The organism is Vibrio aerogenes (assembly GCF_024346755.1).
Lineage (GTDB): Bacteria > Pseudomonadota > Gammaproteobacteria > Enterobacterales > Vibrionaceae > Vibrio > Vibrio aerogenes.
In genome coordinates, this window is sequence record NZ_AP024862.1 from 934580 (window position 1) to 958355 (window position 23776).

The following is a 23776-nucleotide window of genomic DNA, read 5'->3' on the forward strand; positions in this document are numbered from 1 at the left end:
AATGCCTCTCTCCATTTAGCTCATGTACAAGCCGCCGTTAACGGACAGAGTCGCACCTGTAATGTACGCCGCATCTTCACTCGCCAGGAAGCTGATTGCTTTCGCAATTTCTTCTGGTTTGGCAAGACGTTTCATCGGAACCTGAGCAACAATGGATTCAAGGACCTCTGGTTTCATCTTTTCAACCATTGGTGTGCCTGTATATCCTGGAGCAATAACATTGACCGTCACACCATCTCTTGCGCCTTCGGCTGCAAGCGCTTTTGAAAAACCAATCATGCCTGCTTTAGCCGCTGAATAGTTCGCCTGACCAAACTGTCCTTTTAAGCCATTGACTGAAGAAATATTAATGACCCGGCCAAATTTACGCTCACACATCGCCGCAAATAATGGACGAGTCACGTTGTAGACACTATTCAAATTTGTATTGATGACATCCAGCCAGTTCTCTGCCGGCATTTTTTTAAACAAACCATCACGGGTAATTCCAGCATTATTCACAACGACATCAATATGGCCTTCTTCTTCAAGCAGTGCGCCCAGTTTTTCAAAGCATTCCGTGGTGTTTGTTACATCTATTTCAAATAAACGAACTTGTTTATCTGTGAATTCATTTTCATTGAATATTTTTAAAGCGATCTCATAGCACCCCGTGTAATAAGCCGCAATAACGCGAAAACCGTCTTTTACAAGCTGACTGGTAATTGCTGAGCCAATACCACCTTCTGATCCGGTAATTAAAGCGATTTTGTCCATTCAAGACTCCATTTCATTTTACAAATTCAATAGTTTTTATAATGAAAGGTGTCAAATACATTTGATCACCAACCGACAAAATAATTAGTTTTTTTAAAAGCGCTTGAAATAAAAAGATTATTGCCGTCAACATTTAAGCTAATTCAAGATCGGGACTTTTCAAATTAATCACGGACATTATTTTTCAAACATGATCAAAATCTCAAAATCAGACAATATAAATAGATGAAATTAACAACTAAAATTTAACCCATTGTTTTATATATGGTTTTTTCATATCAACAAAAAGGGCAAATATCGACAAACACTATAAAATCAATGAGTTAAAAAGGAACCGGTTTCACATTCATAAAAAAATCACAAAAAAAAGAATCATCTAATGATAATTTTAATCATTAAATGATTCTGTCTGTTATATATTTCTTATTGTGGAAAAATGTTGATTATTGGTAAAAAATTTCTCCACTATTGACATCTAGATATATTTTATCTGCCACTTTCAATCCACCACAATAAATAAAATACACATTTCTGTTCTTATATTTTACTGAACGAACCCACCCTTTTAATTCATCAAAATCTTCAGGGGAACATATCTTTTCATCAATTAATTTGCCTGTGACTTGCAGAAATTTTTCTTTATACAATTTCAGATCATCAGATTTATTAATATAGGCTGTTAATATTTCTTCTTTTTCTTCTTTTGTTATCACAGGCTTGGTTTCACTCAATCCCTGCATCGAGACCCACTCAGCGACTTCCGGCCCGCCTTCTTTATAGACAAAATACCTTGAAATCCGGCCCCATCCGTCTTTTTGTTCCAGCACAATAATCTGATTACCTTTATATAAATACCGGACCGGATAAGCTGACTCACTGCGTTCATTACGCACGGGTAATTTGTGCTCATTCACAAAAAATTTAGTATTTACAGGCTTTTCCGGTTCCGGCTCAGCATTCATTTCTTCTGTTGGTGCAGGTTCCTCTATCGACATTGCATCAGCTGGTTTCTCCGGTGTCTTCATGAAAAACAGATAATAACCAGCCGCCGCACCACCTATCCCCAAAAGTAAAATCAAAATCATTAGTGCTTTTTTCATATTATTCTCAATTCCTGAATACTTTTAACTTTTATCGGCAGCCAGACAGATGACTTAACCACAGCAACTTAAACCAGTGGCTTCAGCATACAGTCATCAAGGAGTCACGGCATATTTTGTTAGTATACCGGAGTCTCCGGAAGATGCATGTTCAACGCAGAATGACTCTGTTTCCCCTCTTTTTCTGTAAAGAAGGCATGCTTTGCTCACAAAATAACCTCCTCTGAACATGTATCCTGAAGTCACCCGGGTTGAGTGATAAATATCTAAACTCATTACAATTTCTGTTCTGGCGAAACCCGGAATATGCACTCTATACTGAAATATACACAAGTGACCTCAGGATACAGCATGAAGTCAGCTTAGATAACAAGCACACATATACTTCAGGGAGATAAACAGATGCAAAAGACATTAACCGTCATTCTTGCCGGCGGTGTTGGTTCCAGGCTTTCCCCCCTCACTGATGATCGTGCTAAACCAGCGGTTCCATTTGGTGGTAAATACCGGATCATCGACTTTACACTGACCAATTGTTTACACTCAGGGTTAAGACAAATTCTTGTTCTGACACAGTACAAATCTCACTCTTTGCAAAAACATTTACGGGATGGCTGGTCAGTGTTTAACCCTGAACTGGGAGACTATATCACCGCAGTTCCGCCTCAAATGCGTAAAGGCGGCAAGTGGTATGAAGGGACTGCGGATGCGATTTTTCATAACATGTGGCTTTTAACGAGGAGTGACGCAGAGTATGTGGTTGTGCTTTCCGGAGATCATATCTACCGGATGGATTACGCCCCCATGCTTGAGCAGCATATTGCTAAAGAAGCCGCACTAACCATCGCCTGTATGAGCGTCCCACGGGAAGAAGCCATGCCATTTGGCGTCATTAAAACAGAAGCGAACGGGCAAATTTCAGAATTTATAGAAAAACCGGCAGATCCGCCTTCGATGCCTTCAGATCCAACCCGCAGCCTGGTGTCTATGGGGATTTATATTTTTAACATGGAAACACTGAAAAGTGCTTTAACAGAAGATTCCCAGAAAAATAGTTCCAGCCATGATTTCGGAAATGACATTATTCCGGAGTTAATCCAGAGCAACCGGGTTTATGCCTATCACTTCTGTGGTGACAAAGGACGGGTTGCCAAAGATTTATACTGGCGGGATGTTGGCACCATTGACTCTTACTATGACGCCAACATGGATTTACTCGAACCAATGCCCCCGATGAATCTTTACCAAAAAGACTGGGCTATCCGGACTTATGAACCACAGTTTCCACCAGCCCGTACTGTTTCTTCGGCAACCGGGAATGAAGGGATCTTTATTAATTCTATTATCGCAAACGGAGTGATTAATTCCGGCGGCTCAGTCCAACACTCGATCATTTCATCAGACGTAAAAATTCACGATGGTGCAACCATTGTTGACAGTATTATTTTTGATGATGTCGATGTCGGCGAAGGATGCCAGTTGCGCAAGTGTATTATCGACAAACATGTGACTATTCCGCCATATACCAAGATTGGCGTCAATCTGGCCGAAGACAGTAAAACCTTCAGAATTTCAGAAAAAGGCATTGTTGTTGTGCCTGAAGGCTATCAGTTTTAAGCATGAAACGCTGAAAAACTGTATTTTTTACCCAAACCTCTGCCAGAGACGGGTTTGGGTAAAAAAGTGATCAGAATGTCAAAAACCTCAGCATATTCCCGGAAAACTCATCTGATACAAACGCCAGTCTGATAACGAGCAGACCCGATTCGCACTTCTCATGAAAAATTATTGATTCATTTATCTAAATCCTATTATATATATTTTTATATATATCCAGATAATTTAAGATGTTGGTTAGCTGGATAAAGCAGTTCACTCACATGAGATTTCATTCATGCAAACAATTCAAAGAACCCTTGAAGCAAACAAAAATATCGCACTTGTTGCTCATGACCATTGCAAAGCAAGTCTTCTGTCATGGGTAAAAGAAAACCGGGAACAATTATCCAACCATAAATTATATGCAACCGGAACTACCGGGCATTTACTCGCCAAAGAAACCGGACTTGAAATTGAACCAATGATTAGCGGTCCGATGGGCGGTGACCAGCAAATTGGTGCGATGATCTCTGAATGCGAAATTGATGTGTTAGTCTTCTTCTGGGATCCGCTCAATGCTGTTCCGCATGATCCGGATGTCAAAGCTCTGCTCAGAATTGCAACCGTGTGGAATATTCCTGTGGCAATTAACCGCGCCAGCGCCAACTTTATTTTCTCATCCGGGCAAATATCTCAAAAGTCAGACATAGATATTCCTGACTATGATGCTTACCTCCGGGAAAGAATCTGATCCCTGATTATTTTTCAATGACCACAGCGTATGGACCTTCTGCCAGTTCCCGGATAAACCCTGAACCACTGGAATTGTAAGTAATCCATACTTTTTCTTTTGCTCTGGTCATTGCCACATAGAAAAGACGGCGCTCTTCAGCATCAGGAAATGAGTCATCTGACGCACTCAATGCCGAATCCAGATGGCTCATTTTTACTCTGGCCGGAAACTGCCCTTCATCAACACCAATAATGATCACATAATCGGCTTCTTTCCCTTTGCTGGCATGACAGGTCATAAACTCAATATCGAGCCGGGAATAGCTTTTTTGCCAGTCCTTCAACAACTCAGGCTGGTGGTAATGATTTCTGCCAAGCATCAGGACGGATTTATTTTCTGTGGCGGCCCTGTTTAGTGATTCCAGAGTCGCTTCGATCCTGTGAGCAGGCATGATAAAGACGGCATCATCATCACTTTGTTTCTGGCTATTCAGCGATTTTCCGATCTGATTCGGATTCATCTGCACGAACTGATTTGCAACCTCACCAATCTTTTGATTAAAGCGATAGGTGGTATCGAGATATATGATCGAAGAGTTTGCGAAACGTTGCCGGAAGCCCGTCGTTAAATCTACATCAGAACCGGTAAACTGGTAAATGGACTGCCAGTCATCCCCGACGGCATACAGATTGCCCTGATCCTTTTGCTGCGCACACAGCGCCTCAAGCAATGCCAGTCTCGGTGGTGAAATATCCTGATATTCGTCCACCATCATAAACCGCCATGGTGACTTAAAGCGCTTTTTCTGCACATGCTCAGTCGCCCGGGTAATCATCAGATTGAAATCAATTTGCCCCGACTCTTTCAGCATTTGAGTCCACGCCTGATAACATGGCCAGCAAAGCGACAATTCACTGTTTAAGCGGGAATAATCATCCAGCGAAATAATTTTCTGCTGAATATTTCTCTTGCTCAAACCGGATAAAGCCAGTTGATCAACCTGCCGGATGAGCCAGGCAATCAGCTGAGGACTTTCAGCATGGCTTCCCAGATCATCATCCCCTTTAATATATGCGACCGGCCATTGATTCAGATGCTTTTGCCAACGTTTATAATGCGTTGGCGTCATCCAGTGTTTTTTCAGCCATTCCGCCATCCAGGCTGCTTTCTGTTCATCTTCTGCGGCAACCGGTGATAGCTGAACGTCCTGACCTTCAGCTTCCCTGATAATGTAAAGACCCAGCTGATGAAATGTATTGATGGTCACCGCCTGTGCTTCATGGCCGAGCCGCGAGCGGAGTCTGGCCCGCATTTCTTCAGCAGCATCCCGTCCAAAGGAAAGCATAAGAATCTGAGCTGCCTCTGCCAGCTGACTCTTCAATAAATAGGCAACCCGGGCAGAAAGCACGCTGGTTTTTCCAGAACCCGCACCGGCCAGAACCAGATTGTAGTTGTCGTTTAATAACACAGCAGATTGCTGGGATTCATTGAGAGGGGATGATTCCAGACACGAAAATAATTCTGCCCAATGTATTCGCTCAGACTCAATCCAATGTTCATTCCGCTCCTCCAGATAATTTTCACCATCTTTAAACCAGTTAATAATCATCTCCGGAATTGCAGGCATTTGTTCGACAAGCTCTTCAAAAGTAACCTCCAGAGACTGAAGGTCACGGGCAACCCGCTGCTGCCACTGATTCAGCATGTTGTGAGACACAAAACAGGGTGATGAAATCAGTTTTAATAATTCATAATCCCACTCAGGAATCACAGCAGAAAACCGGTCAGATTGCTGCTGATACCACTCAGAATAGGCTGCCAGTGCTTTTTCAGCAAAAGGACGACAATCTTGCCAGGGCAATCCCTGAACAAGCCAACTGTAGCGAACCCCCTCTTTCTCATGGGAAAAAAACTGAATCTGTCCCCAGATAATTCCTCTGTTTATCTGAACAGAGCCATCCCATACCATAAAAGGGATTGTTTCTTCGACATCAGACGAGCGTATCACCAGGGAGGCATCTTTGACCTCGACCTGACAAAATTCATCATGAATAAAATATCGTGCAGCCCTGCCAGCCTGTAGCAGCATCATATAAAAACTATCCTGTTCTCTGTAAAGGCTTTTCGCAGGGTCTGTTGACCCTGGATATATACCTGAATCACCCCAGAGCATGTTTATCTTAAAGTGACCCCTGAATTTTACGGTAGCTTAGGTATATACCATACAAGCTGTAAACATAGAATTCAGGATTTCTTGATCTTTCACGCATAACCTGTCGTCATCGTCATTAATTGGGTTCATTCTTTGATATCTATTCATTCCGTAGTATCCTCACTCAAGGTCGCAGTTTTGTCCGGTATCAAAAAATAAAGTGAAATTATTCAAACAATTCCCGGAGCACCGGGTGAAAAAAACGCTTCGTCATGCTGTTTTGATTCTGATTGCATTTTTAGGCGCGATTATTCCGGCATGGTCATATGGACAGATAACCTGGATCAACCCATTCATTCTTGGCATCATTGCTGCCGCCTTAACAGAGCAGAACGACAATTTACCCGGACGAGTGAAAGCCATTGGTTTGACGCTGCTGTGTTTCCTGATTGCAACACTGTCTGTTGAACTTTTATTTGACTATCCGTGGTTATTCGCCTGCGGAATCGCTATATCAACGTTTGGCTTCATTATGTTAGGCGCGATCAGCTCAAGATATGCAACAATTGCATTTGGCTCACTGCTCATCGCTGTTTATACCATGATCGGCACTTCTGCCGCACAAAGTACCAGCTTCTGGTTGCAACCTGCATTACTGCTCACCGGTGCCTGCTGGTATTATCTGCTTTCTCTTATCTGGCTGATTCTGTTTCCCAGCCAGTCAATCCAGCAAAGCCTGAGTGATGTATTTCTGAATCTGGCAGACTATTTTGACCTGAAAAGTGAGATGTTCCATCCGGTATCCGGACTACAAATTCAGCCTTACCGGATTCGTGAAGCAAATTTAAACACGGCGATTGTTCTGACCCTGAATCAGTGTAAAGCGACGCTGCTTGCCCACTGCCGGAAAGGTCATTTGCAGACAACCAGTGATCATTTTCTGAATATTTATTTTCTGGCTCAGGATATTCATGAACGGATCAGCTCAACGCACTCCCGTTATCATGACCTGACTGATCATTTCAGTCGTTCTGATATTCTGTTTCGTTTCAAATATTTGCTTGCGGAGCAGGCAAAAGCTTGCCGCGATATCGCCCGGGTCATCACGGCAAATGAAAACTATCAACACCAGAAGTCCTCCGCACTGGCACTGGACGAACTGCAATCATCTATCCAGTATCTCAACCATCAGGCAAAGACCATCCCGGATACTTTAATCACTCAAATTAATTACCTATTTAATAATCTGACCACGATTGAAAAACAGCTGTGCAACATTGACAGCCCGGATGCTCACCAGTTTATGGAAGGAGAATTATCTGATACGGATCCACGTACCCTGAGAAATATGTGGCAAAGAGTCCGGACCAGCCTGAACCCTGAGTCACTCCTGTTTCGTCATGCTGTCAGAATGTCACTGGCCTTAACCACCGGATATATGATTCTGCACAGCTTTCATCTGGCGCTTGGATACTGGATATTACTGACAACCTTATTTGTTTGTCAGCCAAACTTTTCTGCAACAAGGAAAAGAATCAAATTACGGGTGATTGGTACAATTTCGGGACTCATTGCCGGCGGCGTTCTGATGCCTCTTTTCTCTTCTTATGAAACCCAGCTGGCATTTATTGTTTTTTCAGGCGTGATGTTTTTCATTTTCCGGTTGAATAAATATGGCTATGCCACCGGATTTATCACAATGTTAGTGCTGTTCTGCTTTAATCAGAGTGGCACAGGCATGGAAATTATTCTGCCCCGTTTGACCGATACACTGATTGGCTGTGGTCTGGCTGTGATTGCCGTGACTTATATTCTTCCCGACTGGCAGGCAAACAGATTACCTCAGGTGATGGCGGAAGCAATGCAGACCAATAAAAATTATCTCGACCAAATCATCGCCCAATACCGGATCGGAAAACAGGATACACTTCGCTACCGGATCGCCCGACGGAATGCACACGATCAGGATGCCGCCTTAACAACCGCAATCAATAATATGCTGGCAGAGCCTGATAAGTACAAAAAGGCAGAGGAAGAAAGTTTCCGTTTTCTCACGCTCAACCATGCGCTGCTAAGTTATATATCGGCTTTAGGTGCACACAGAACCCGGCTGGACAATCACGTCACACACAGGCTGATTGTGGATGCTCACAGAACGATTCATCAACATCTGGACGTTTTATCAGAAAAATTACTTGGTCATCACCGGTCAGCTGAGATTTCCATTCCTGAAGAAACAGAATTAAAAGCAAGGCTTGAAGCATGGAGAGAGGAAGATGGAAGCTCCGTCAAACTCGTACTGCAGCAGCTTGACCTGATACACAGAATCCTGCCTGAATTACATATTTTAACCGATAAATTACTGGCACCATCCGGGTAAGGCCTGGAGCGTGTTGATTGAGCAATTGTTCAGGCACTACAGATCAGGCAGTGAAAGTTCAACAGCCTCCAGACAAACCCCACAAAAAGATGCGTCTTGATACCACTCAGGGATAACTCATAATTTTGTCATTTACCTGACATTTTATGGACAATACCACCGGTTGATCTTTCTAAGATTTAACCATCGTTATCGTTGGTTGATGGAAAAAGTTATGCACGCAGCTACTTATCAAAATAAGCATATGTTTCTTGTTCACCGGACAAAGTCACTTTCCCAGAATCAATTTGAGTCAGTCAAAGCACAGCTGAAACTGATGACAACGTCTCAGCTGAAATCATTGCAGTCAGAGATTAATGAGTCGCTTCAACCTGTCTCTCAGCCGGTGCTGACCCGTGAAGAGCTGGAAATGCTTCATAGCCTGTTTCGGTAATCTGTCCCGGCTATCTGTCCAGTGAAATACCGGGAAAAACTGCTATACTCAGATAGTAGTCGTATTGTGGGTGATATTATATTATGCCGGTTTCAGCTGTTCAGTCAGGTTATCAAATACTTCAGCAATCATCCCGGATCGCTGATAACAGCAGTCGTGAAATTAATCAGGCTCAGTTAAAAGATTATCCGAACGTTGATCAGAACAAACCTGAGCTCCCTTCTATTGAAGCTTTTCCGGATACAAACAATCTGAATACAAAAAACCAGCCGGATATCAACAAGCCATCAGCGCTGTATTCGTCGCCCCCCCGGATAAAATCAATGCAATCTACCAACTCAATCAGGCGAATCAATACGCAAAAATCGGGACAAACATGATTCAGCGGGATCAAGATATGATCGGCACCCTGTTGGATGTCCGGGTTTAATTCATCCGTTCTTCGCTGCCTGGCCCGCACTCCGCTTATTTCAATGACACATATTCCAATAATTTCAATCCGTGAAAGGGATATGTGTGTGAAAACTTGAATATTCGTGTTAATCGTTTAAATTGAAGTTGTTTCTGTCAATTCAGGCATAGATTCAATTTTTATGGTCGCTTTTTCAGCAAATTATATTTCAGGCACACCATTTGCTTGTATTTTTGCTATCAAAACAGAACAATCAAGGCCTGTCTCATATTTCAGTCACACAGGATTCATTGAAAGGTAAATTCATGACAAACCGTTTCTCCAGAACAATTTCTGCCACCCTGTTACTCATGGCATCGTCATGGGCGTCAGCCGCAGACTTTAACTATAACTATTTTGAATTCAGAACCGGTAGCAGTCCCCAATCCTTCGGCAGTGAATTCAGCATGAATATTACGGACAACTTCCATATTCTGGCTTCAGCAGACAGCCAGATAGATCATGACTGGAATCTCGCAGGGGGGATTGGTTTTAACGGGCCGGTTGCCCCGACAACCGATATGTTTGGTCACCTGCTTTTACATGAGATTAAGTACCCCAAAGACGATGGCGGAGATTCAGAGACATTAATTGAATTAAGCATTGGGATACGCACATGGATCGACGATAAAGTCGAAGGGTACGGAAAAATCGGCAGAATGGATCGTCATTCGGTAGTCGGTGCAGGTGTGAGGTTCCACTCCACCGGACAACTTTCTATGAATATGGAAACCTCAAACAATGGTGTATGGGGGCCACAAATTATCCTTGGCGTCAGGTATCAATACTGATTTACCGGGAGAACGGATGCCTTGGGCAAAGAGGGTGTATTCACTGTTCCGGGTTATATAAAAGCACAGCCTTCAGAGCAATGCTTCCACGACACCGCTTCCACGGCAATGCTTTCATACACCCACAAACCAGAGATAAGCTACCTTTAACGCTGAACCGGATGGGTTTCCCTGTATTTGAGGTTTTCTTTAAAATGAACCAGTGCAGAGTAAAGATTCTCTTCCCGGATGGGTTTCACCAATACATATTGTGCACCAACATCCAGAAAAGCTTGTTGTGTTTCCGCTGAATCATCCGCAGTACAGGCATAAACAGGCACATTCATATTGAGCTGATTCCTGATTCGGCGGGTCACTTCAATACCATCCATTTTAGGCAGCTGATTATCCATCAAAATCAGGTCAAAGTGTCGACGCTTCACCGTATCCAGCGCTTTCTGACCATCTTCAACCCATGTCACATTCAACCCAAATTTGTCACAAAAAGCTTTCGCAATATACGCATTTGTATGGTTATCCTCAACCAGCAGGACATCCAGGGTTTTATCAAAAAGAAGTCGTGAGTTACCAGCCAGTAAGTCTTCATCGTTATTTCGTTCTGAATGATGTTCAACTTCAATCGGAATCGTAAATTCGAAACAGCTACCTTCCTCCAGCTTAGAACTCACAGTGATTGTACCCTGCATCAGTTCAACCAGATTTTTGACAATCGCCAGGCCTAAACCACTCCCGCCGTATTCCCGGATTGACGTCGTTTCACTTTGGATAAAAGGCTCAAAAATCAGGCTGATATCTTCTTTTTTAATACCAACACCCGTATCCTGAACACAAACATGAAAGTGCTCTTTATCCTCACTTGCTGTACTGAACAAGTTCAGTGAAATACTGATTCTTCCGTGATGGGTAAATTTCACCGCATTGTTCAGTAAATTAAAGATGATTTGATTGAGCCGGACCTGATCACTGCATACAACAAGATTGTGATGAATATTTGTTGCAATATGGAATTCAACAGATTTCTCTTCACAAAGTGGCCGGTAAATCCGGTCAACGACATGAATGGTGTCCATCAGATAAAACCGCGCGTTACTGATTTTAAACTTATTCTGTTCAATTTTTGAGAAATCAAGAATATCATTAAGAACCGCTAATAAATGTTCACTACATAAGCACAGCACGCCCACCTGCTCACTTTGCTTGACATCAGTCACATTATCTTTCAGTAACTGCGCAACACCTAAAATCCCATTCAGCGGTGTTCTGACTTCATGACTCATTCTTGCCAGAAAGTCAGCTCTTGCATTTGCAGCACGCTCTGCTTCACTCCGGGCCTGATGACTTTCTTTCTCTGCTTCGGCAATACTTGTCACATCCTGGCCCTGAGTGAGTACAGACTCAACCCGGCCATCATGAATAATCGGAGAGATGGTCCAGCGAAAAATCCTGTTCTCAATTTCTGTAGTGATTTCATCTAACTGATGTTTTTCCGTATAAAGGATTTTTTCAACTTCCGGCAGCAATAACTCTTTCAGCGATTTAAACCGGGTCGAGTGCCGGGCTTCAGAAAAATGAGAAAAAGCGGCAGGATTCATACGAATGAGATGGCCGTTCATCCCCCATAAAATGGTTGGAGAAACCGAATAATTGAATAAGTTTTCAAACTGCTTTTCCTGTTCAGAAAACCGCTTAAATGTGTGCTCTAAAGCCCGGCCAAACAGATCAAACTCTTCAATCTTCGAACCATGAAAAGTATGCTTCACACCTTTATCCACAATACTGTGAATAAACTGGACAAGCTTATCAATTTCAAAACGAATACTTTTATTAAGCCAGCGCCACAGCACGAATGACAGCATCACCATCGCAACAACAATAAAAATAATGCTGAAATAAAAGTTTCTCTTTAGCTCGACAATATTTTGATTATCATTGACTGCATACACAACCAGCTGAGTCGGCACATGATTGACCAACAGTGTTGTCTGGCTCACGGTATATAAATCTTTCAGGCCAGAGAAGTTTTCCGTATGCAGTAAATCAAATTCTGTATAGGATTCCGTACCGTCTAAAGTGGACGACAGAACATCAGCCCCAACGACAAAAATAAGATCCTGCAAGTGACTGCTTTCTCTGATATGTTCAGATAAAACATAGTTATTGTTCACAACAGAAAGCACATAAAAATACCCCATAACTTCACCGTTTTGGAGACTAATCAACGGGATCTTGCGGGCAAAAGCATAGATAGTTTCAAGCACTGAAGGAATGCTCACCAGCCGCCAGCTGCCATTCAGATTCATCTGTCCGGACAAGTGCTGCAAATTTGCCAGAGAAATTCCATAAAATTCCGCATTCCCGTCATCCCACAGTTGATTATTAAGCCCACTGATAAAACGGATATCTGGCGTATTATCCGGATCAAGCTGATCAACAGCGGCAAAATATTGTCTGATATCAGCATCGGCATGCTGGCTGACTGCTTCCAGTAGTCCTGTATTGGTGGCATTACTATCCTGATGAACCCTGATAAGAGAAAGCTGAAAATCCAGGATTTCCTGAATAAACGCAGAAGTTTGACTGTTAACCCGATTGACCTCACGGGCTATCAACTCACTGCTGAACTGATAGCTTTGAAACAAAACACCAAATGTGAGAATACCAATCACAATAATTATCGCGCGGGTAAAATAGGTCGCAATGTTTTGCTTCTTCCTGACGGAGCTGGAGCGGACTTTTTCGTTCACCATATCTTTCTCTTGCTGTTAACGATCAGAATAACGAAATGCTCGTTTTTTTAACTGTTCAATTTTTTCGGGAGAATCATCGCGGGAGACCAGTTCAAAGCTCCCGGAGTAAACGGTCGGCACTTCTTTTCCTTCAAGATCCCACTTAATTGCTTCAGCCATCGCAATCCCGGTATCATCGTTCATTCTCATCACAGTCACATCAAGATCTCCCCGTAAAATGGCATCCAGTTCAGCAGAACCACCCCCCCAGCCATTCACAAGCACATCTTTTTTTCTGCCGGCCTTATCCAATGCTTTCACCGCCCCTAACGCGACATCCGTTGAGCAGGCATATAACAAATCAATATCCGGATTCTGCTTGATATTCTCCAGAGTAATATTATAGCTACTTTGCTGATTCGCCTGAGTATAAAAAGATGAGACCAGCTGATAATGTTTCCCCATTGCCTGAATAAAAGTGTCACCTCTGGCTTCACTGATATACCCCGGAGAGAAGTAGAGCATCGAGTAATGCGCGCCGGGTTTTAATTTTTTCTTAAAATAATGCGCCAGCTTTAATGTGCCGGTTTGGTGATCAAAGCCAACATACAGCAGGGGTTGACGCTCTTTCCAGCTTCTTACCGGTGTGGTGATATTCTGTAAAATCAGCTTTGTTTTCGATGAACCTAACACATGTTCAATAAACTTCCGGTGTCTGGCTGTATCCAGTGTGAATATTAAGTAATCAGATTTACTTCTTAATGCCTCCATCAAGGATTGACTCTGCTGCCTGATATCCATATTCGGACGTGTAAATAACTGATGAAGATGGTATTGAATCCCCAGTTCTTTCAACCGGAGTTCAAACGCTTTAATATTCCTGCTCCAGTAATCCGAAATCTGTTGCCCCGGATAAATCACTGAAACAGAAACAGGATCAGTCTGAATAAAATTCAGATGCACTGGTGGGTTTCCTACCTCATGCTCAAGCTTCTGTGTCAATACTTTCTGATGAGGATATGCGTTAAGATATTCATTGTATTGCCAATAATTACCCTGTGCTCCAACACCGGATACAGCCAATAAACCTGTCATAACACACATAAGCCGGAAAAACTTAGCCATAGCCACTCTCTATATCATTATGTCTTTCATACATGATGAAGCAGTCACAACTTTCTCTCTGCATTCACATCACACGAATAGCAACCTATTTTTTACGATAGGCAATCAATTTAAGGTTAGTATAAAAATGAACAAGTCGTTGAATAACGGCGCAGGGCCCGTTGAACTTTGGAAATGGCTTTAGCAGCAAATGTTAACCGAAGGGTTCATCTGAACAGAATCTGACAACCAAACTTCAGGATCCCCTATGTATAGAGAGGGAAAACTTGTGGTATACCCAGGTTTTCAGAGACAATCTGTTCTTTTTTCACTTTAGGTAATTTTTTTATTTTGGCTTCAAGACGAAGCGCTTCCTGCCGGGAAGCCGCTGGCTGAAACCACACCAGTTGCAGAGGAGATTTTCCCCTTAACGCTTTTGCACCCCGGCCGGATTGATGCTCGGCAAAACGACGCTCAACATTCGTCGTAATGCCACAATACAAAGCATGATGAGGAGTTCTGATCAGGTATATCCACCAGTTGTTTTGTTGAGTCACTCTGGTTTCACCCCGTTAGTTTGATTCATATCAGTTTGAATCAATTAATCTGTTGACGACTTCTTTTAAAGCCTGAAGTTCGGCTCTTAAATCACTGACTTCCTGCTCAAGCAACTCAAGACGGCCCGGTTCCGCATCCAAAGCAAGCGAATGCATGGCCTCACCGGAGGAAGAGTTCCCGTCATCCGGAGTAAACGTCTGCCGGTAACGGATTTCTCTTTTTCCGGCTTCCCGGGGCAAAGACACAACAAACCCTTTTTCGATCAAACGTTCCAGTACAGACTCCGCCTCTTTAACATCCGAAAGTGAACACATCCGGTTCGTCCGGGTCCGCAGTTCGCCGGGAGTCTGCGCGCCACGTAATAACAAACAACAGATAAAACCCAGTTCCTGATCATCGAGCTGTAAATCACCAAACTCAGTATTACAAAAGCGGTGCTGATACTTACTTGTGCGCTGATTAAAACCACTCTCATCACTCACTAAGCGGCGTTCGGTTAAACTTTCAACAGCATCAAGCACTTCAGCTTCAGACAAACTCATGACAGGTTCACGGTTACTTTTTTGATTACATGCAGTTGTCAGACTATTTAAGGTCAGTGGGTAATAATCTGGTGTGGTGACTGACTTTTCCAGCAAACACCCAATCACCCGTGCTTCAACTGTATTTAATTCATATTTCATGATTCGTACTCCCAACTCAGAGGGTATCTCCCTTGAGTGTGTTCAGGATGAACAATACTCAGACCAAACAGCCCTTAATGATCACGCAACAATTCAGGCTGAACCATCTGCCCGTCTTCATCAAGTATGATAACCCGGGAACGATTCAGTTCAATCCTGATTCTGATCGCCATTTTTCTGGCCCGGAGGTAAGACCGTTTTAGTTTTTCCCTGGACTTTTTCACCTCTGATAACTGTATATTTTCAGACTGATCACGTATAGAGGAAGGCATTAACACATACCAGGTTGATAAACGTCTCAACATAATATAGCGTCTTTGTCAGAACACAAATTATTACTCTCTGTTCGTTCAATTGTTATGCAAGCAGACCTTAGATTGATCTCAGGACTGTCAGTGGAGCCGCTGATATGATTTAATCGCACGATAGAATCCTGTTCCCGAAGAGGATAAAGGAAAGCAGTTGTCTCAGAAGTGATGAGAGGCAAATGATCCGATGCAATAACAGATATTCCGGAGATACACATTCAGGTATGCAAAAGATATCTTGTCTATGTATTATCTTAACAACTTTATCTTAACAACTTAGTGAGAAATAAACTTATGAGCAGCGTATTTGAAATCGTTTCATTAGCACGTCGTAAAAACAAACTGAAACGTGAACTGGTTGATAATGAGAAAAAGGTTCGCGATAACCGTAAACGTGTTGACTTGCTGGAAAATCTGATGGACTACATCAAGGCTGATATGAGTCAGGAAGAAATCATTTCCATCGTGAAAAATATGAAGGGTGATTATGAAGATCGCGTTGATGATCACATCATCAAGAGCGCAGAAATATCAAAAGAACGTCGTGATATCAGCCGCCGGATTAAAGAGCTGACAGAACAGGACAAACAACAAACTCAAGGTAAAAAATAACTGTCCCGGTTTACCTGTTTTCATTCAGTGCCCACTCAATTGTGGGCATTTTTTGATCTGATGGTCCAAGGGCGTGGTTATACCAATCTGGCAAATAAACTGATCATCTGGATGTGTCTGTTGGAGCAAATAGACAAGGGCATGGATGTCCTTGTTTAAGCGCCTTTCTTATCAACGAAAAGGGATGGCTTGAGCGGTTTGCGGAATCAGCTATATCCAGATCAGAAAATTACTTAGAGTGATATTATTGCCGGATCGAATCGTCAATCGTTTACAACGATGATTCATCAAACCTTCACATTGTCAGACTAATTTCAAAAGACAGTTCCCTCATCGATCATCTGTTCCGGCACAGTGAAACCACTCAAACGCTACCAGTATGAACGCTATGCCGTTCTGTGTAAGCTGGCTTATCCCAGAGTTTTCAGGCATACCCGATATGGTTTTGATCCCGGAGGACAAAGAGTCATCACAAACCGTTCCGGAAAAATTATCATCAGAGTGCTCTGGAGTAAGCATGAAGAAGAAGTCATTGTGGTTTTTAAGGGATCACACTCACTCTCAGACTGGCTCCTGAATCTTGCGGTATGGCAGAAAAACTGCCAAGGCTTTGGACTGAACTACAGCATTCATGCCGGGATACATGCGCTGCTCCTGCAGGAAAGCCAGCCGGCCAGAAACGAAGACAAGCTGGGGGTCAACGTGATGACACGTCTGGAAAATATTCTCTTCCCCCTGATTCGTGAAGGAAAACGGGTCTCCTTTACCGGCCATTCATCCGGCGGAGCACTGGCCTGTGTCTTTGCTGACTATGTTGAACATCAGTTTCCCAAATCGGTCAAACGAGTAGTTACCTTTGGTCAGCCAGCTGTCGGTAACTGGCGCTTTCATAAAAATTACCGCCTCAAACACAAAACCTACAGAATCTGCTGTGATTTAGATATCGTTACTTTTCTGCCGCCATTTCCTTTCGTTTACTGGCATGTTGGCAAGGTGCTCTGGCTGTATAACGGAAAAATTTATGAAAATACGCCCACAATTTTTCGGTTGGGCCGTTCATTCATCAGCTGGCTCATCAGACCATTTTCATATCATCTGATGAGCAAATACATCAGAAACAAAGATTTTTTTGATGACAGATAAATGCATCATAAAATGAATGTTGTGATACGGGGGGAAATGGAGGCGCGTCCCGGAGTCGAACCGAGGTCCACGGATTTGCAATCCGCTGCATAGCCACTCTGCCAACACGCCAGATCTTTATTACAGAAACACTGATAAAAAAAGGATGGTGCCCCGGGCCGGACTTGAACCGGCACAGCGCGAACGCCGAGGGATTTTAAATCCCTTGTGTCTACCAATTCCACCACCAGGGCAACGCATAATGCGATGGTAGCACCATCATTGTCTTCATTAAGACGAGGTGATTTGCTCTCTCATTGCTCAGAGAACGATGCGTACTCTACCCAAATGAAAAATTGAGTCAACTATAATTTTCACTTTTTTTATCAGATGATTAAAAAGCATGCGCTGCTGATGAGAAAAAACACACTTTGAATATTCTGTATACTTTCCCGGACTGCTGCCGGCATCATACGCCTTCAGATTTATTGTAAATTCTTCCGGTGAGATTCAACAAAATCTCCAAGAATCTGGAGTGCAGCACTCCGGATATAATAGGATTGATTCGTATCGTTTGATATCTCCAGTAATTTACTTTGTACATCCGCAGATAATTGCCCATTTTCCATATTATAGAGTGTCTGAATAGCTGCCAGCCGAATATCTTCATTTTTATCATCAAGATAACGATCTGCCAGCTGATTGAGCGCCTCCGGATCATTGGCCTCCAGAGCGGCAAGGCTGGTTAAAGCTGCAGGCCTGAATGATTCTCCGCCATTAATCATGTAATCATCGAGCAGATGGGCTACCTGTTCCTTGTCATGATCATCAACGGATATATTTCCCACACTTTGAATGACTGACTGAACAATTTGCTGCGTTTCCGGCGGATAGTTTCCCCAAATCACCGATTCCAGCATCTGTGAAGCCCTGCCATTTCTGATGATACGACTCGCCAGATCGCCACCAAGCGCCTGCATCGGATGATCAGGATTCTGCAGCAATTCCATGGCGAAATTCATAGTCAGACTATCGTTCCGTAAAGATAACATTTCGACCAAAACGGACTTTGTATCATATGAAGTACCGGAAGCTAAAATGGCTTCCATTACTAAACCAGCGGCTTCCTCATTCGCCTGAATACTGTTTTGAATCGCTTCCAGTTCATTTTGTGAAAACTGTCCTTTTTCCAGCTGTCCGATGAATCCCTGTAATACCTGACGAAACGAAGAGCCCTTATAAACAGGGTTCACCTCAGGCGAGACAGCTGGTAACGCCTGTCCCCTGTCTTTTCTCCGGACTTCATTGTTCATGAGCGCCATTAAGACTTGTTCATCAGGATCAGTTTTTTTCTGATATGACTCTTTTGTCTGTTCTGGCCCAACTCCCGGATACATTCCTGATAGCTTTTCAGTCAAGCCAGGAGATATAATAATAAATATTAATAATCCATTAACTAAAAAGCTGACAATAAAGAGTACATGATACTTTATTCTAAACACGATCATCCTCATAGGAATATTTGTTTTCATTGTAATAATAAAAAACCATGAAAATTATATTTAAATAACATAATCCATAAACTGATATATCAACAATTATAAGACCATAAAATGATGAAGAGTATTGAACTCTTCATCATATCCTGTCTGTTATGAGGACTGTTTATTGAGAATCCCACATATCCTGTGATGACCAGGTTGGATAACCTGACGGTTTAAAGCGGTTGACGGCACTTAACATATGGTCATGTGTGACCGGCACATTTGCACGCACATAATCAAACCGGCTCAGGTTTTCAGTCAGAATTTTATTACCGACATTTCCCTTCATGGTGTAAAAACTGGCAAGTGGCGGACGAACCCATTTTCCTGTTGGGTTTTCAGCCTTGTTTTCTCCCCAGTCTGCCATCCGGAACGCATGTGTTAAACCACCATCTTTGTGGTAAACAGCCTTTGGATGATTTCCGTCTTTAGGCACATCTTTCCATGCCTTGGTAGAAAGCTTGCCATGAGCACTTGTACTGAAATGAGTTGGTTGCCCATTGCGGGTCCATACTACGGTATATTCCCAGTCATGGCGGTGGCCAAAGGCATCAACGCCAGCGACAGCCTGATCTTTTTGAAAGTAAAGCGCATAAACATGTGCACAATAAGTTGCGTTGGTCCTTTTACAAACATACCGGTGATAGGTGTTTGATAAGTTCATGAAATCGCCGTGACGACAGCCGCCAGTGATCGAACCGGAATTTTTCAGGCCATTATTTTGTTGACCATTGACTGATATACCGGCATCCGGCAGACACCCATCCGTATCAAAGTCAAAATGGGGAGCAAACCAAATCGCATAACTATGTATTGGTTTGGTCTCTGGTAACCCTTTGTAAAACTCAGCATGCGCATTGACTGCAATAAGTGTGGAAAATACACTCAGTACAAATCCTTTAGATAATATTTTTCTGACTTCAACTGACATTGAATGCTCCTTTTTCTTCGGTTTGGTTATTACTTTTATTTCAATAATGAATTGATTTCTCTAACACAAAATTTATATAAAAATCATGCAACATTAATTAAGTTAAATTAACGATTCATGACAATATTTAAAAATTTTTATTATTGATTTATGACCAAAATATACACACATGAGTTTTCATCCAGAAAAGATCTTTTCATATAATGTCGAATGCTTTACATAAAAATAATTAAAAAAAATAAAAATGTGATCATCAACCAAAGAATTAATATTACAAGGGATACCTAAATAGCTCCTGAATATGCGCTACTTTTGGTCGTGAAGCAGATATCGATAAACAGACCTTCCGCGCCAGGAATAAGTTCACTCAAGAAGACAAAGTGCTGATCAGAGATAGTTATTTTATGCTGGAATCATAAAGAAACCTCATTAATTTATTAATGAGGTTTGAAATAGAATCACAATGTCACGTTGAACAACGTGACAGGAAGATTTAACGGTGTTTCACCAACCGGCCCATAAGACCAGGATGATAAGACCAACAATGATCGAACATCCCCATCACCTGAGGGTTACCATATTTCGACAGAGAGATTGAATGAAACCGGTTGCTTTTTTCTTTCAGGGTATTCACTTTTTCAATCACATCCTGAGATTGCTTCGGTGCCATAAAATCAGAAATGACGACTAAATCAGCATTTTTGTAAATACCATCCTGCATTTTTTTCACAGCTTCGTTAATCGCAAGATTCAAATCAGTACCACCTTTAAAGGTATAACTGAGAAAATCACAAACCTCACGCAACCCATCCTGCTTACTGAGTTCATAGGTAATGACCTGAGTTGAAAAAATGATGACATAACATTCCCGGTTTTCAGCCAAAGCAATTTGCATCAATGCATAGGCGACTGCCTTTGCACACTGCTCAGGAAAACCATTCATCGAACCCGATGCATCAATACAAACCACAAAAGGACCTTTCTCAATATCCGCCTGACCAGCGGATGCTTGCGATGTCATCACTTTCGACAGTGTTCTTGATTTGCCCTGCATATGATAATTCAGTAACCGCTTATCAATCAGGTGCTTATAAAAAATAACTTCAAGTTCAGGGTGCGCCAGAAATAAAGTCTCATTCGGCAGCAATTTATTCAGATCATCTCCCTGACGAATACCAACGATATCATCAGTGGCTTCATCTGACTTTTCTTCAACCAACGATAACGTCTCTTCCGGCATCCGACATAAATCATCATCATCGACCAGACTGGCCATCCGTCCCAGGCTTTTTGCAATATCCTGAATATCCTTGTGTTTTTTCAGGAACTCAGCATGTTTTTTCATCACCGAAATATCACCACGGCTTAATTTTGCAGATGCCATGTTCCACAAACGACGAGCACTCTGCTCGTCATCCGTGTCTGTCACTGTATCCATGTGACGCAGGGTTTCAATACGCTGATATAAATCTTTCAGCGCTTTCTCTTTATTGGCTTCAAGTTCTGTCAGCTGAGCCTGCTCTAAAGCATCTGATAAACTGCGATACCACTGATCACAAAAATACCGGGGAAACATCGGATTACTGAAATTTATCTTCTTCTCAGTCAACTGGCGCGCCTGAGTATAAAATGAAGAGTGCCATTCAAGTTGGTGAACCACATCTTGTATACGCTGAAAAAATGTGACTTCATCCCAGTGGATCACTTGCTGATATAAAGCCAGCTCTTGCTGGAAACGCTCAGCCTCGCAGACACGTGTCATTCTGGCTTTCACCTGATTCTGCCACTTCATCAAATGATTTTTTACCGAGGAGTGAACGCCCTGATTTTCCACAACCAGCATCAGCTGAGTATTCATCATCAATTCATTCACCGCAGAATCAACAACTCCGGAATCGGCAATCATCATCGCCAGGTTTATACTATCGGCCCCTAACATCGGCTGCTCCTGCTACATAAAATACTGACTGAGATGACTTAAACGCTGTTCGTATCCGGCACACTTCTCCATCGTTGTATCAAGCTGCTGCTGTAGCTGCTGCAATGTATTTTCCATCGCGACGGGCATATCCGGATCAATAAAATTATGTGGCAGTGCATCATGAAACTGCCGGTGAAGCTGGCGCAGGTGTAAAACTGCCTGATCAAGTTCAGTTTTAGTCTGAGCAACTAAATCACACCATCGCTCGAGGAAAGACAAATCCTGTTTATGCTCTGTCACCAGGCAAAGGAAAACGGAACGATTTGCAATATCTTTGATCACCAGGCGACTTTCTGAATCTACATCTAAGTTCAATGCGCACAGCTTCGCGTTTTCATTGGTATAACCGAAAACTTCGCCACCCCCATCACGAATCAGCTTTTCCAGTTCATGAACCGCAACATAAATCCAGCGACAGTTTTTATCCATGTTTTCCATTTCTGAAACAGTCACGTTGTCTTGCAGCAAAACCAGCTTCACAAACCCAAACTGATTTCCGACCTGAAACGTTTTCGCGCCACTCAAATCATAATGTGACACTTTTTTCTTGATCAGCCCTGCCGAAGTCTCCTGAGAAAGTGTCATGGCAAAACGCTCTTCCAGAGAACCCTGAATATCTCTGAGCGTGTCCTGTGCGATCTCAATCTGGTTTTCAACCTGTTGCTGGTCAAATGCATAACGCAATGCAAACTCGCGGATAACATCGTTAACGACAGCATAAGACTCAGGACTGTTCCACAAACAGTCTTGTAATAAGAGAAGATCTAAAGGGTTAATGGCATCACGACCATTAAAGAAAGCACTTGCTTTCAACAGTTTGACCGCTTTTTTCCAGCGACGGTCAGAGACATACATCGCTTCCGGGTCAGAAGGGAAACGTTTCCGGGCAGCCTGCTCCAGTAGCATTTTCAGCTGATATAATTTCTCAAAAACGTCATTATCGAGCTCTAATTTATCAAGCTGTATCTGCCAGGCATGGTATTCTTCATCAGTGATCGCCAGACCGTCCGGAATATGAGCTTCCTGCGGTGTTCCAACCGTCAGCATCGATTTAAAATTGCGTTTATCCTGAATTCTGTTGACATATACCCGCACGAGAATCCGATCATAAAGCGCTTCAAGTCCGCTATCTGCATCAGGCAGCTCGTTGGATGCTGAAACCAGCAGCCTCATAGGAACTTTCTCAATATCACTGCCATTTTTGAATGTTTTTTCATTCACGACTGTCAGCAGCGTATTCAGGATGGCCGGACCGGCTTTCCAGATTTCATCCAGAAAAACAACCTGAGCCGTCGGCAGGTAGCCCTGAGTCAGACGAAGGTAACGCCCGTTATCTTTCAGTTCCTGAATACTCAGCGGTCCAAAAACTTCTTCCGGAGTCGAAAAACGAGTCATTAAGTATTCAAAATATGAGCTGTGATCAAATGCCTGAATCAGCCGTTTCGCAATCAAACTCTTGGCAATTCCCGGCGGGCCCAACAGGAACACACTTTCACCGGCCAATGCTGCCAGCAGGCAGATTTTGATCGTATGCTCACGTTCATAAACACCTTCTGCCAGCGCACTTGCCAGATGATTGATACGTTCAGAGAGTAATGCTTGCTGCGAAAAATTCGAAGACATACCTTTCACCCGTTTAACTTCTCACCAGAAATGAAAATGTGGTCATAAATGAAAATTCCTTTCATTTATGTAATTTATATATTGCTCAATATTTATTGTTATGTCGTTATAATTTCGCCATACCTCAATCTATTCTTATAACAGATCTATAAATTGGGTGTTTAGTTGAAATCTATGTTCCCGAAAATG

20 protein-coding genes and 2 tRNA genes are annotated in these 23776 nt (G+C 42.7%); 8 read left to right on the top strand and 14 right to left on the bottom strand.

Annotation, left to right across the window (positions count from 1 at the left end; all coding sequences use genetic code 11):
• Positions 1-15 precede the first annotated feature (15 nt).
• On the bottom strand, positions 16-756 hold the full coding sequence (locus OCV29_RS21675) for an SDR family oxidoreductase (RefSeq protein WP_073604898.1): 741 nt from the start codon (positions 754-756) through the stop codon (positions 16-18).
• A 443-nt stretch (positions 757-1199) separates the two neighbouring features.
• Complete coding sequence (locus OCV29_RS21680; protein WP_073604899.1) at positions 1200-1856, bottom strand: SH3 domain-containing protein; 657 nt, start codon at positions 1854-1856, stop codon at positions 1200-1202.
• Between the two features lie 402 nt (positions 1857-2258).
• Between OCV29_RS21680 and glgC the strand changes: the two genes are divergently transcribed.
• Complete coding sequence (gene glgC / locus OCV29_RS21685; RefSeq protein ID WP_073604900.1) at positions 2259-3473, top strand: glucose-1-phosphate adenylyltransferase; 1215 nt, start codon at positions 2259-2261, stop codon at positions 3471-3473.
• Between the two features lie 277 nt (positions 3474-3750).
• Positions 3751-4206: a methylglyoxal synthase gene (locus OCV29_RS21690; RefSeq protein ID WP_073604901.1), complete on the top strand. Its 456-nt coding sequence runs from the start codon at positions 3751-3753 to the stop codon at positions 4204-4206.
• A gap of 7 nt (positions 4207-4213) precedes the next feature.
• Here OCV29_RS21690 and helD read toward each other — a convergent pair whose 3' ends face one another.
• Positions 4214-6277, bottom strand: coding sequence for a DNA helicase IV (gene helD, locus OCV29_RS21695; protein ID WP_073604936.1), 2064 nt, complete (start codon positions 6275-6277; stop codon positions 4214-4216).
• A 283-nt stretch (positions 6278-6560) separates the two neighbouring features.
• On the opposite strand from helD, the gene yccS reads away from it, so the two are divergent.
• The 4 genes from yccS to OCV29_RS21715 all read left to right on the top strand — a co-directional run bounded on the left by yccS (position 6561) and on the right by OCV29_RS21715 (position 10395).
• Positions 6561-8720, top strand: a complete 2160-nt coding sequence (gene yccS, locus OCV29_RS21700) for a YccS family putative transporter (protein WP_073604902.1) — start codon at positions 6561-6563, stop codon at positions 8718-8720.
• Between the two features lie 214 nt (positions 8721-8934).
• Positions 8935-9153 (top strand): COMM domain-containing protein, encoded by a 219-nt coding sequence (locus OCV29_RS21705; protein ID WP_245796937.1) that lies wholly within the window; start codon positions 8935-8937, stop codon positions 9151-9153.
• Positions 9154-9236: 83 nt separating this feature from the next.
• Complete coding sequence (locus tag OCV29_RS21710) at positions 9237-9533, top strand: hypothetical protein (protein WP_084193426.1); 297 nt, start codon at positions 9237-9239, stop codon at positions 9531-9533.
• 337 nt (positions 9534-9870) lie between these two features.
• On the top strand, positions 9871-10395 hold the full coding sequence (locus tag OCV29_RS21715) for a hypothetical protein (RefSeq protein WP_073604938.1): 525 nt from the start codon (positions 9871-9873) through the stop codon (positions 10393-10395).
• 146 nt (positions 10396-10541) lie between these two features.
• Here the strand turns inward: OCV29_RS21715 and OCV29_RS21720 are convergent, their stop codons facing one another.
• The 5 genes from OCV29_RS21720 to OCV29_RS21740 form a co-directional block, all read right to left on the bottom strand.
• Positions 10542-13142 (bottom strand): LuxQ periplasmic sensor domain-containing protein, encoded by a 2601-nt coding sequence (locus tag OCV29_RS21720; protein ID WP_073604903.1) that lies wholly within the window; start codon positions 13140-13142, stop codon positions 10542-10544.
• A gap of 15 nt (positions 13143-13157) precedes the next feature.
• Positions 13158-14246: a substrate-binding domain-containing protein gene (locus OCV29_RS21725; RefSeq protein ID WP_084193427.1), complete on the bottom strand. Its 1089-nt coding sequence runs from the start codon at positions 14244-14246 to the stop codon at positions 13158-13160.
• Between the two features lie 245 nt (positions 14247-14491).
• Positions 14492-14782 (bottom strand): GIY-YIG nuclease family protein, encoded by a 291-nt coding sequence (locus OCV29_RS21730; protein WP_073604905.1) that lies wholly within the window; start codon positions 14780-14782, stop codon positions 14492-14494.
• A gap of 30 nt (positions 14783-14812) precedes the next feature.
• Positions 14813-15466 (bottom strand): YceH family protein, encoded by a 654-nt coding sequence (locus OCV29_RS21735; RefSeq protein WP_073604906.1) that lies wholly within the window; start codon positions 15464-15466, stop codon positions 14813-14815.
• Positions 15467-15540: 74 nt separating this feature from the next.
• Entirely contained in the window at positions 15541-15771 is a 231-nt protein-coding gene (locus OCV29_RS21740; protein ID WP_139281642.1) for a hypothetical protein, read from the bottom strand.
• A gap of 297 nt (positions 15772-16068) precedes the next feature.
• On the opposite strand from OCV29_RS21740, the gene OCV29_RS21745 reads away from it, so the two are divergent.
• Both OCV29_RS21745 and OCV29_RS21750 read left to right on the top strand, forming a co-directional pair.
• The gene (locus OCV29_RS21745; RefSeq protein ID WP_073604908.1) at positions 16069-16386 is read left to right on the top strand and encodes a DUF496 family protein; all 318 of its coding nucleotides are present in this window, start codon (positions 16069-16071) and stop codon (positions 16384-16386) included.
• 354 nt (positions 16387-16740) lie between these two features.
• Positions 16741-17529 (top strand): lipase family protein, encoded by a 789-nt coding sequence (locus tag OCV29_RS21750; protein ID WP_073604909.1) that lies wholly within the window; start codon positions 16741-16743, stop codon positions 17527-17529.
• Positions 17530-17566: 37 nt separating this feature from the next.
• Here OCV29_RS21750 and OCV29_RS21755 read toward each other — a convergent pair.
• From OCV29_RS21755 to OCV29_RS21780, 6 genes are all read right to left on the bottom strand, one after another.
• Positions 17567-17640 (bottom strand) — tRNA-Cys (locus OCV29_RS21755).
• Between the two features lie 35 nt (positions 17641-17675).
• A tRNA-Leu gene (locus tag OCV29_RS21760) sits at positions 17676-17762 on the bottom strand.
• Between the two features lie 231 nt (positions 17763-17993).
• Positions 17994-18830 carry a HEAT repeat domain-containing protein gene (locus OCV29_RS21765; protein WP_139281643.1) on the bottom strand — a complete coding sequence of 279 codons (837 nt, stop codon included), beginning with the start codon at positions 18828-18830 and terminating at the stop codon, positions 17994-17996.
• 343 nt (positions 18831-19173) lie between these two features.
• Positions 19174-19983 (bottom strand): NPP1 family protein, encoded by an 810-nt coding sequence (locus OCV29_RS21770; protein ID WP_073604911.1) that lies wholly within the window; start codon positions 19981-19983, stop codon positions 19174-19176.
• Positions 19984-20476: 493 nt separating this feature from the next.
• On the bottom strand, positions 20477-21922 hold the full coding sequence (gene viaA, locus OCV29_RS21775) for an ATPase RavA stimulator ViaA (RefSeq protein ID WP_073604912.1): 1446 nt from the start codon (positions 21920-21922) through the stop codon (positions 20477-20479).
• A 12-nt stretch (positions 21923-21934) separates the two neighbouring features.
• A complete protein-coding gene (locus tag OCV29_RS21780) occupies positions 21935-23587 on the bottom strand; it encodes an ATPase RavA domain-containing protein (RefSeq protein WP_073604913.1) in 1653 nt (550 codons plus the stop codon).
• Positions 23588-23776 lie beyond the last annotated feature (189 nt).

Coding starts and splice junctions, on each gene's coding strand:
- OCV29_RS21675 (WP_073604898.1), bottom strand. CDS start 756: ATGGACAAAATCGCTTTAATTACCGGATCAGAAGGTGGTATTGGCTCA.
- OCV29_RS21680 (WP_073604899.1), bottom strand. CDS start 1,856: ATGAAAAAAGCACTAATGATTTTGATTTTACTTTTGGGGATAGGTGGT.
- glgC (WP_073604900.1), top strand. CDS start 2,259: ATGCAAAAGACATTAACCGTCATTCTTGCCGGCGGTGTTGGTTCCAGG.
- OCV29_RS21690 (WP_073604901.1), top strand. CDS start 3,751: ATGCAAACAATTCAAAGAACCCTTGAAGCAAACAAAAATATCGCACTT.
- helD (WP_073604936.1), bottom strand. CDS start 6,277: ATGCTGCTACAGGCTGGCAGGGCTGCACGATATTTTATTCATGATGAA.
- OCV29_RS21705 (WP_245796937.1), top strand. CDS start 8,935: ATGCACGCAGCTACTTATCAAAATAAGCATATGTTTCTTGTTCACCGG.
- OCV29_RS21710 (WP_084193426.1), top strand. CDS start 9,237: ATGCCGGTTTCAGCTGTTCAGTCAGGTTATCAAATACTTCAGCAATCA.
- OCV29_RS21715 (WP_073604938.1), top strand. CDS start 9,871: ATGACAAACCGTTTCTCCAGAACAATTTCTGCCACCCTGTTACTCATG.
- OCV29_RS21720 (WP_073604903.1), bottom strand. CDS start 13,142: ATGGTGAACGAAAAAGTCCGCTCCAGCTCCGTCAGGAAGAAGCAAAAC.
- OCV29_RS21725 (WP_084193427.1), bottom strand. CDS start 14,246: ATGGCTAAGTTTTTCCGGCTTATGTGTGTTATGACAGGTTTATTGGCT.
- OCV29_RS21735 (WP_073604906.1), bottom strand. CDS start 15,466: ATGAAATATGAATTAAATACAGTTGAAGCACGGGTGATTGGGTGTTTG.
- OCV29_RS21740 (WP_139281642.1), bottom strand. CDS start 15,771: ATGTTGAGACGTTTATCAACCTGGTATGTGTTAATGCCTTCCTCTATA.
- OCV29_RS21745 (WP_073604908.1), top strand. CDS start 16,069: ATGAGCAGCGTATTTGAAATCGTTTCATTAGCACGTCGTAAAAACAAA.
- OCV29_RS21765 (WP_139281643.1), bottom strand. CDS start 18,830: ATGGCGCTCATGAACAATGAAGTCCGGAGAAAAGACAGGGGACAGGCG.
- OCV29_RS21770 (WP_073604911.1), bottom strand. CDS start 19,983: ATGTCAGTTGAAGTCAGAAAAATATTATCTAAAGGATTTGTACTGAGT.
- viaA (WP_073604912.1), bottom strand. CDS start 21,922: ATGTTAGGGGCCGATAGTATAAACCTGGCGATGATGATTGCCGATTCC.
- OCV29_RS21780 (WP_073604913.1), bottom strand. CDS start 23,587: ATGTCTTCGAATTTTTCGCAGCAAGCATTACTCTCTGAACGTATCAAT.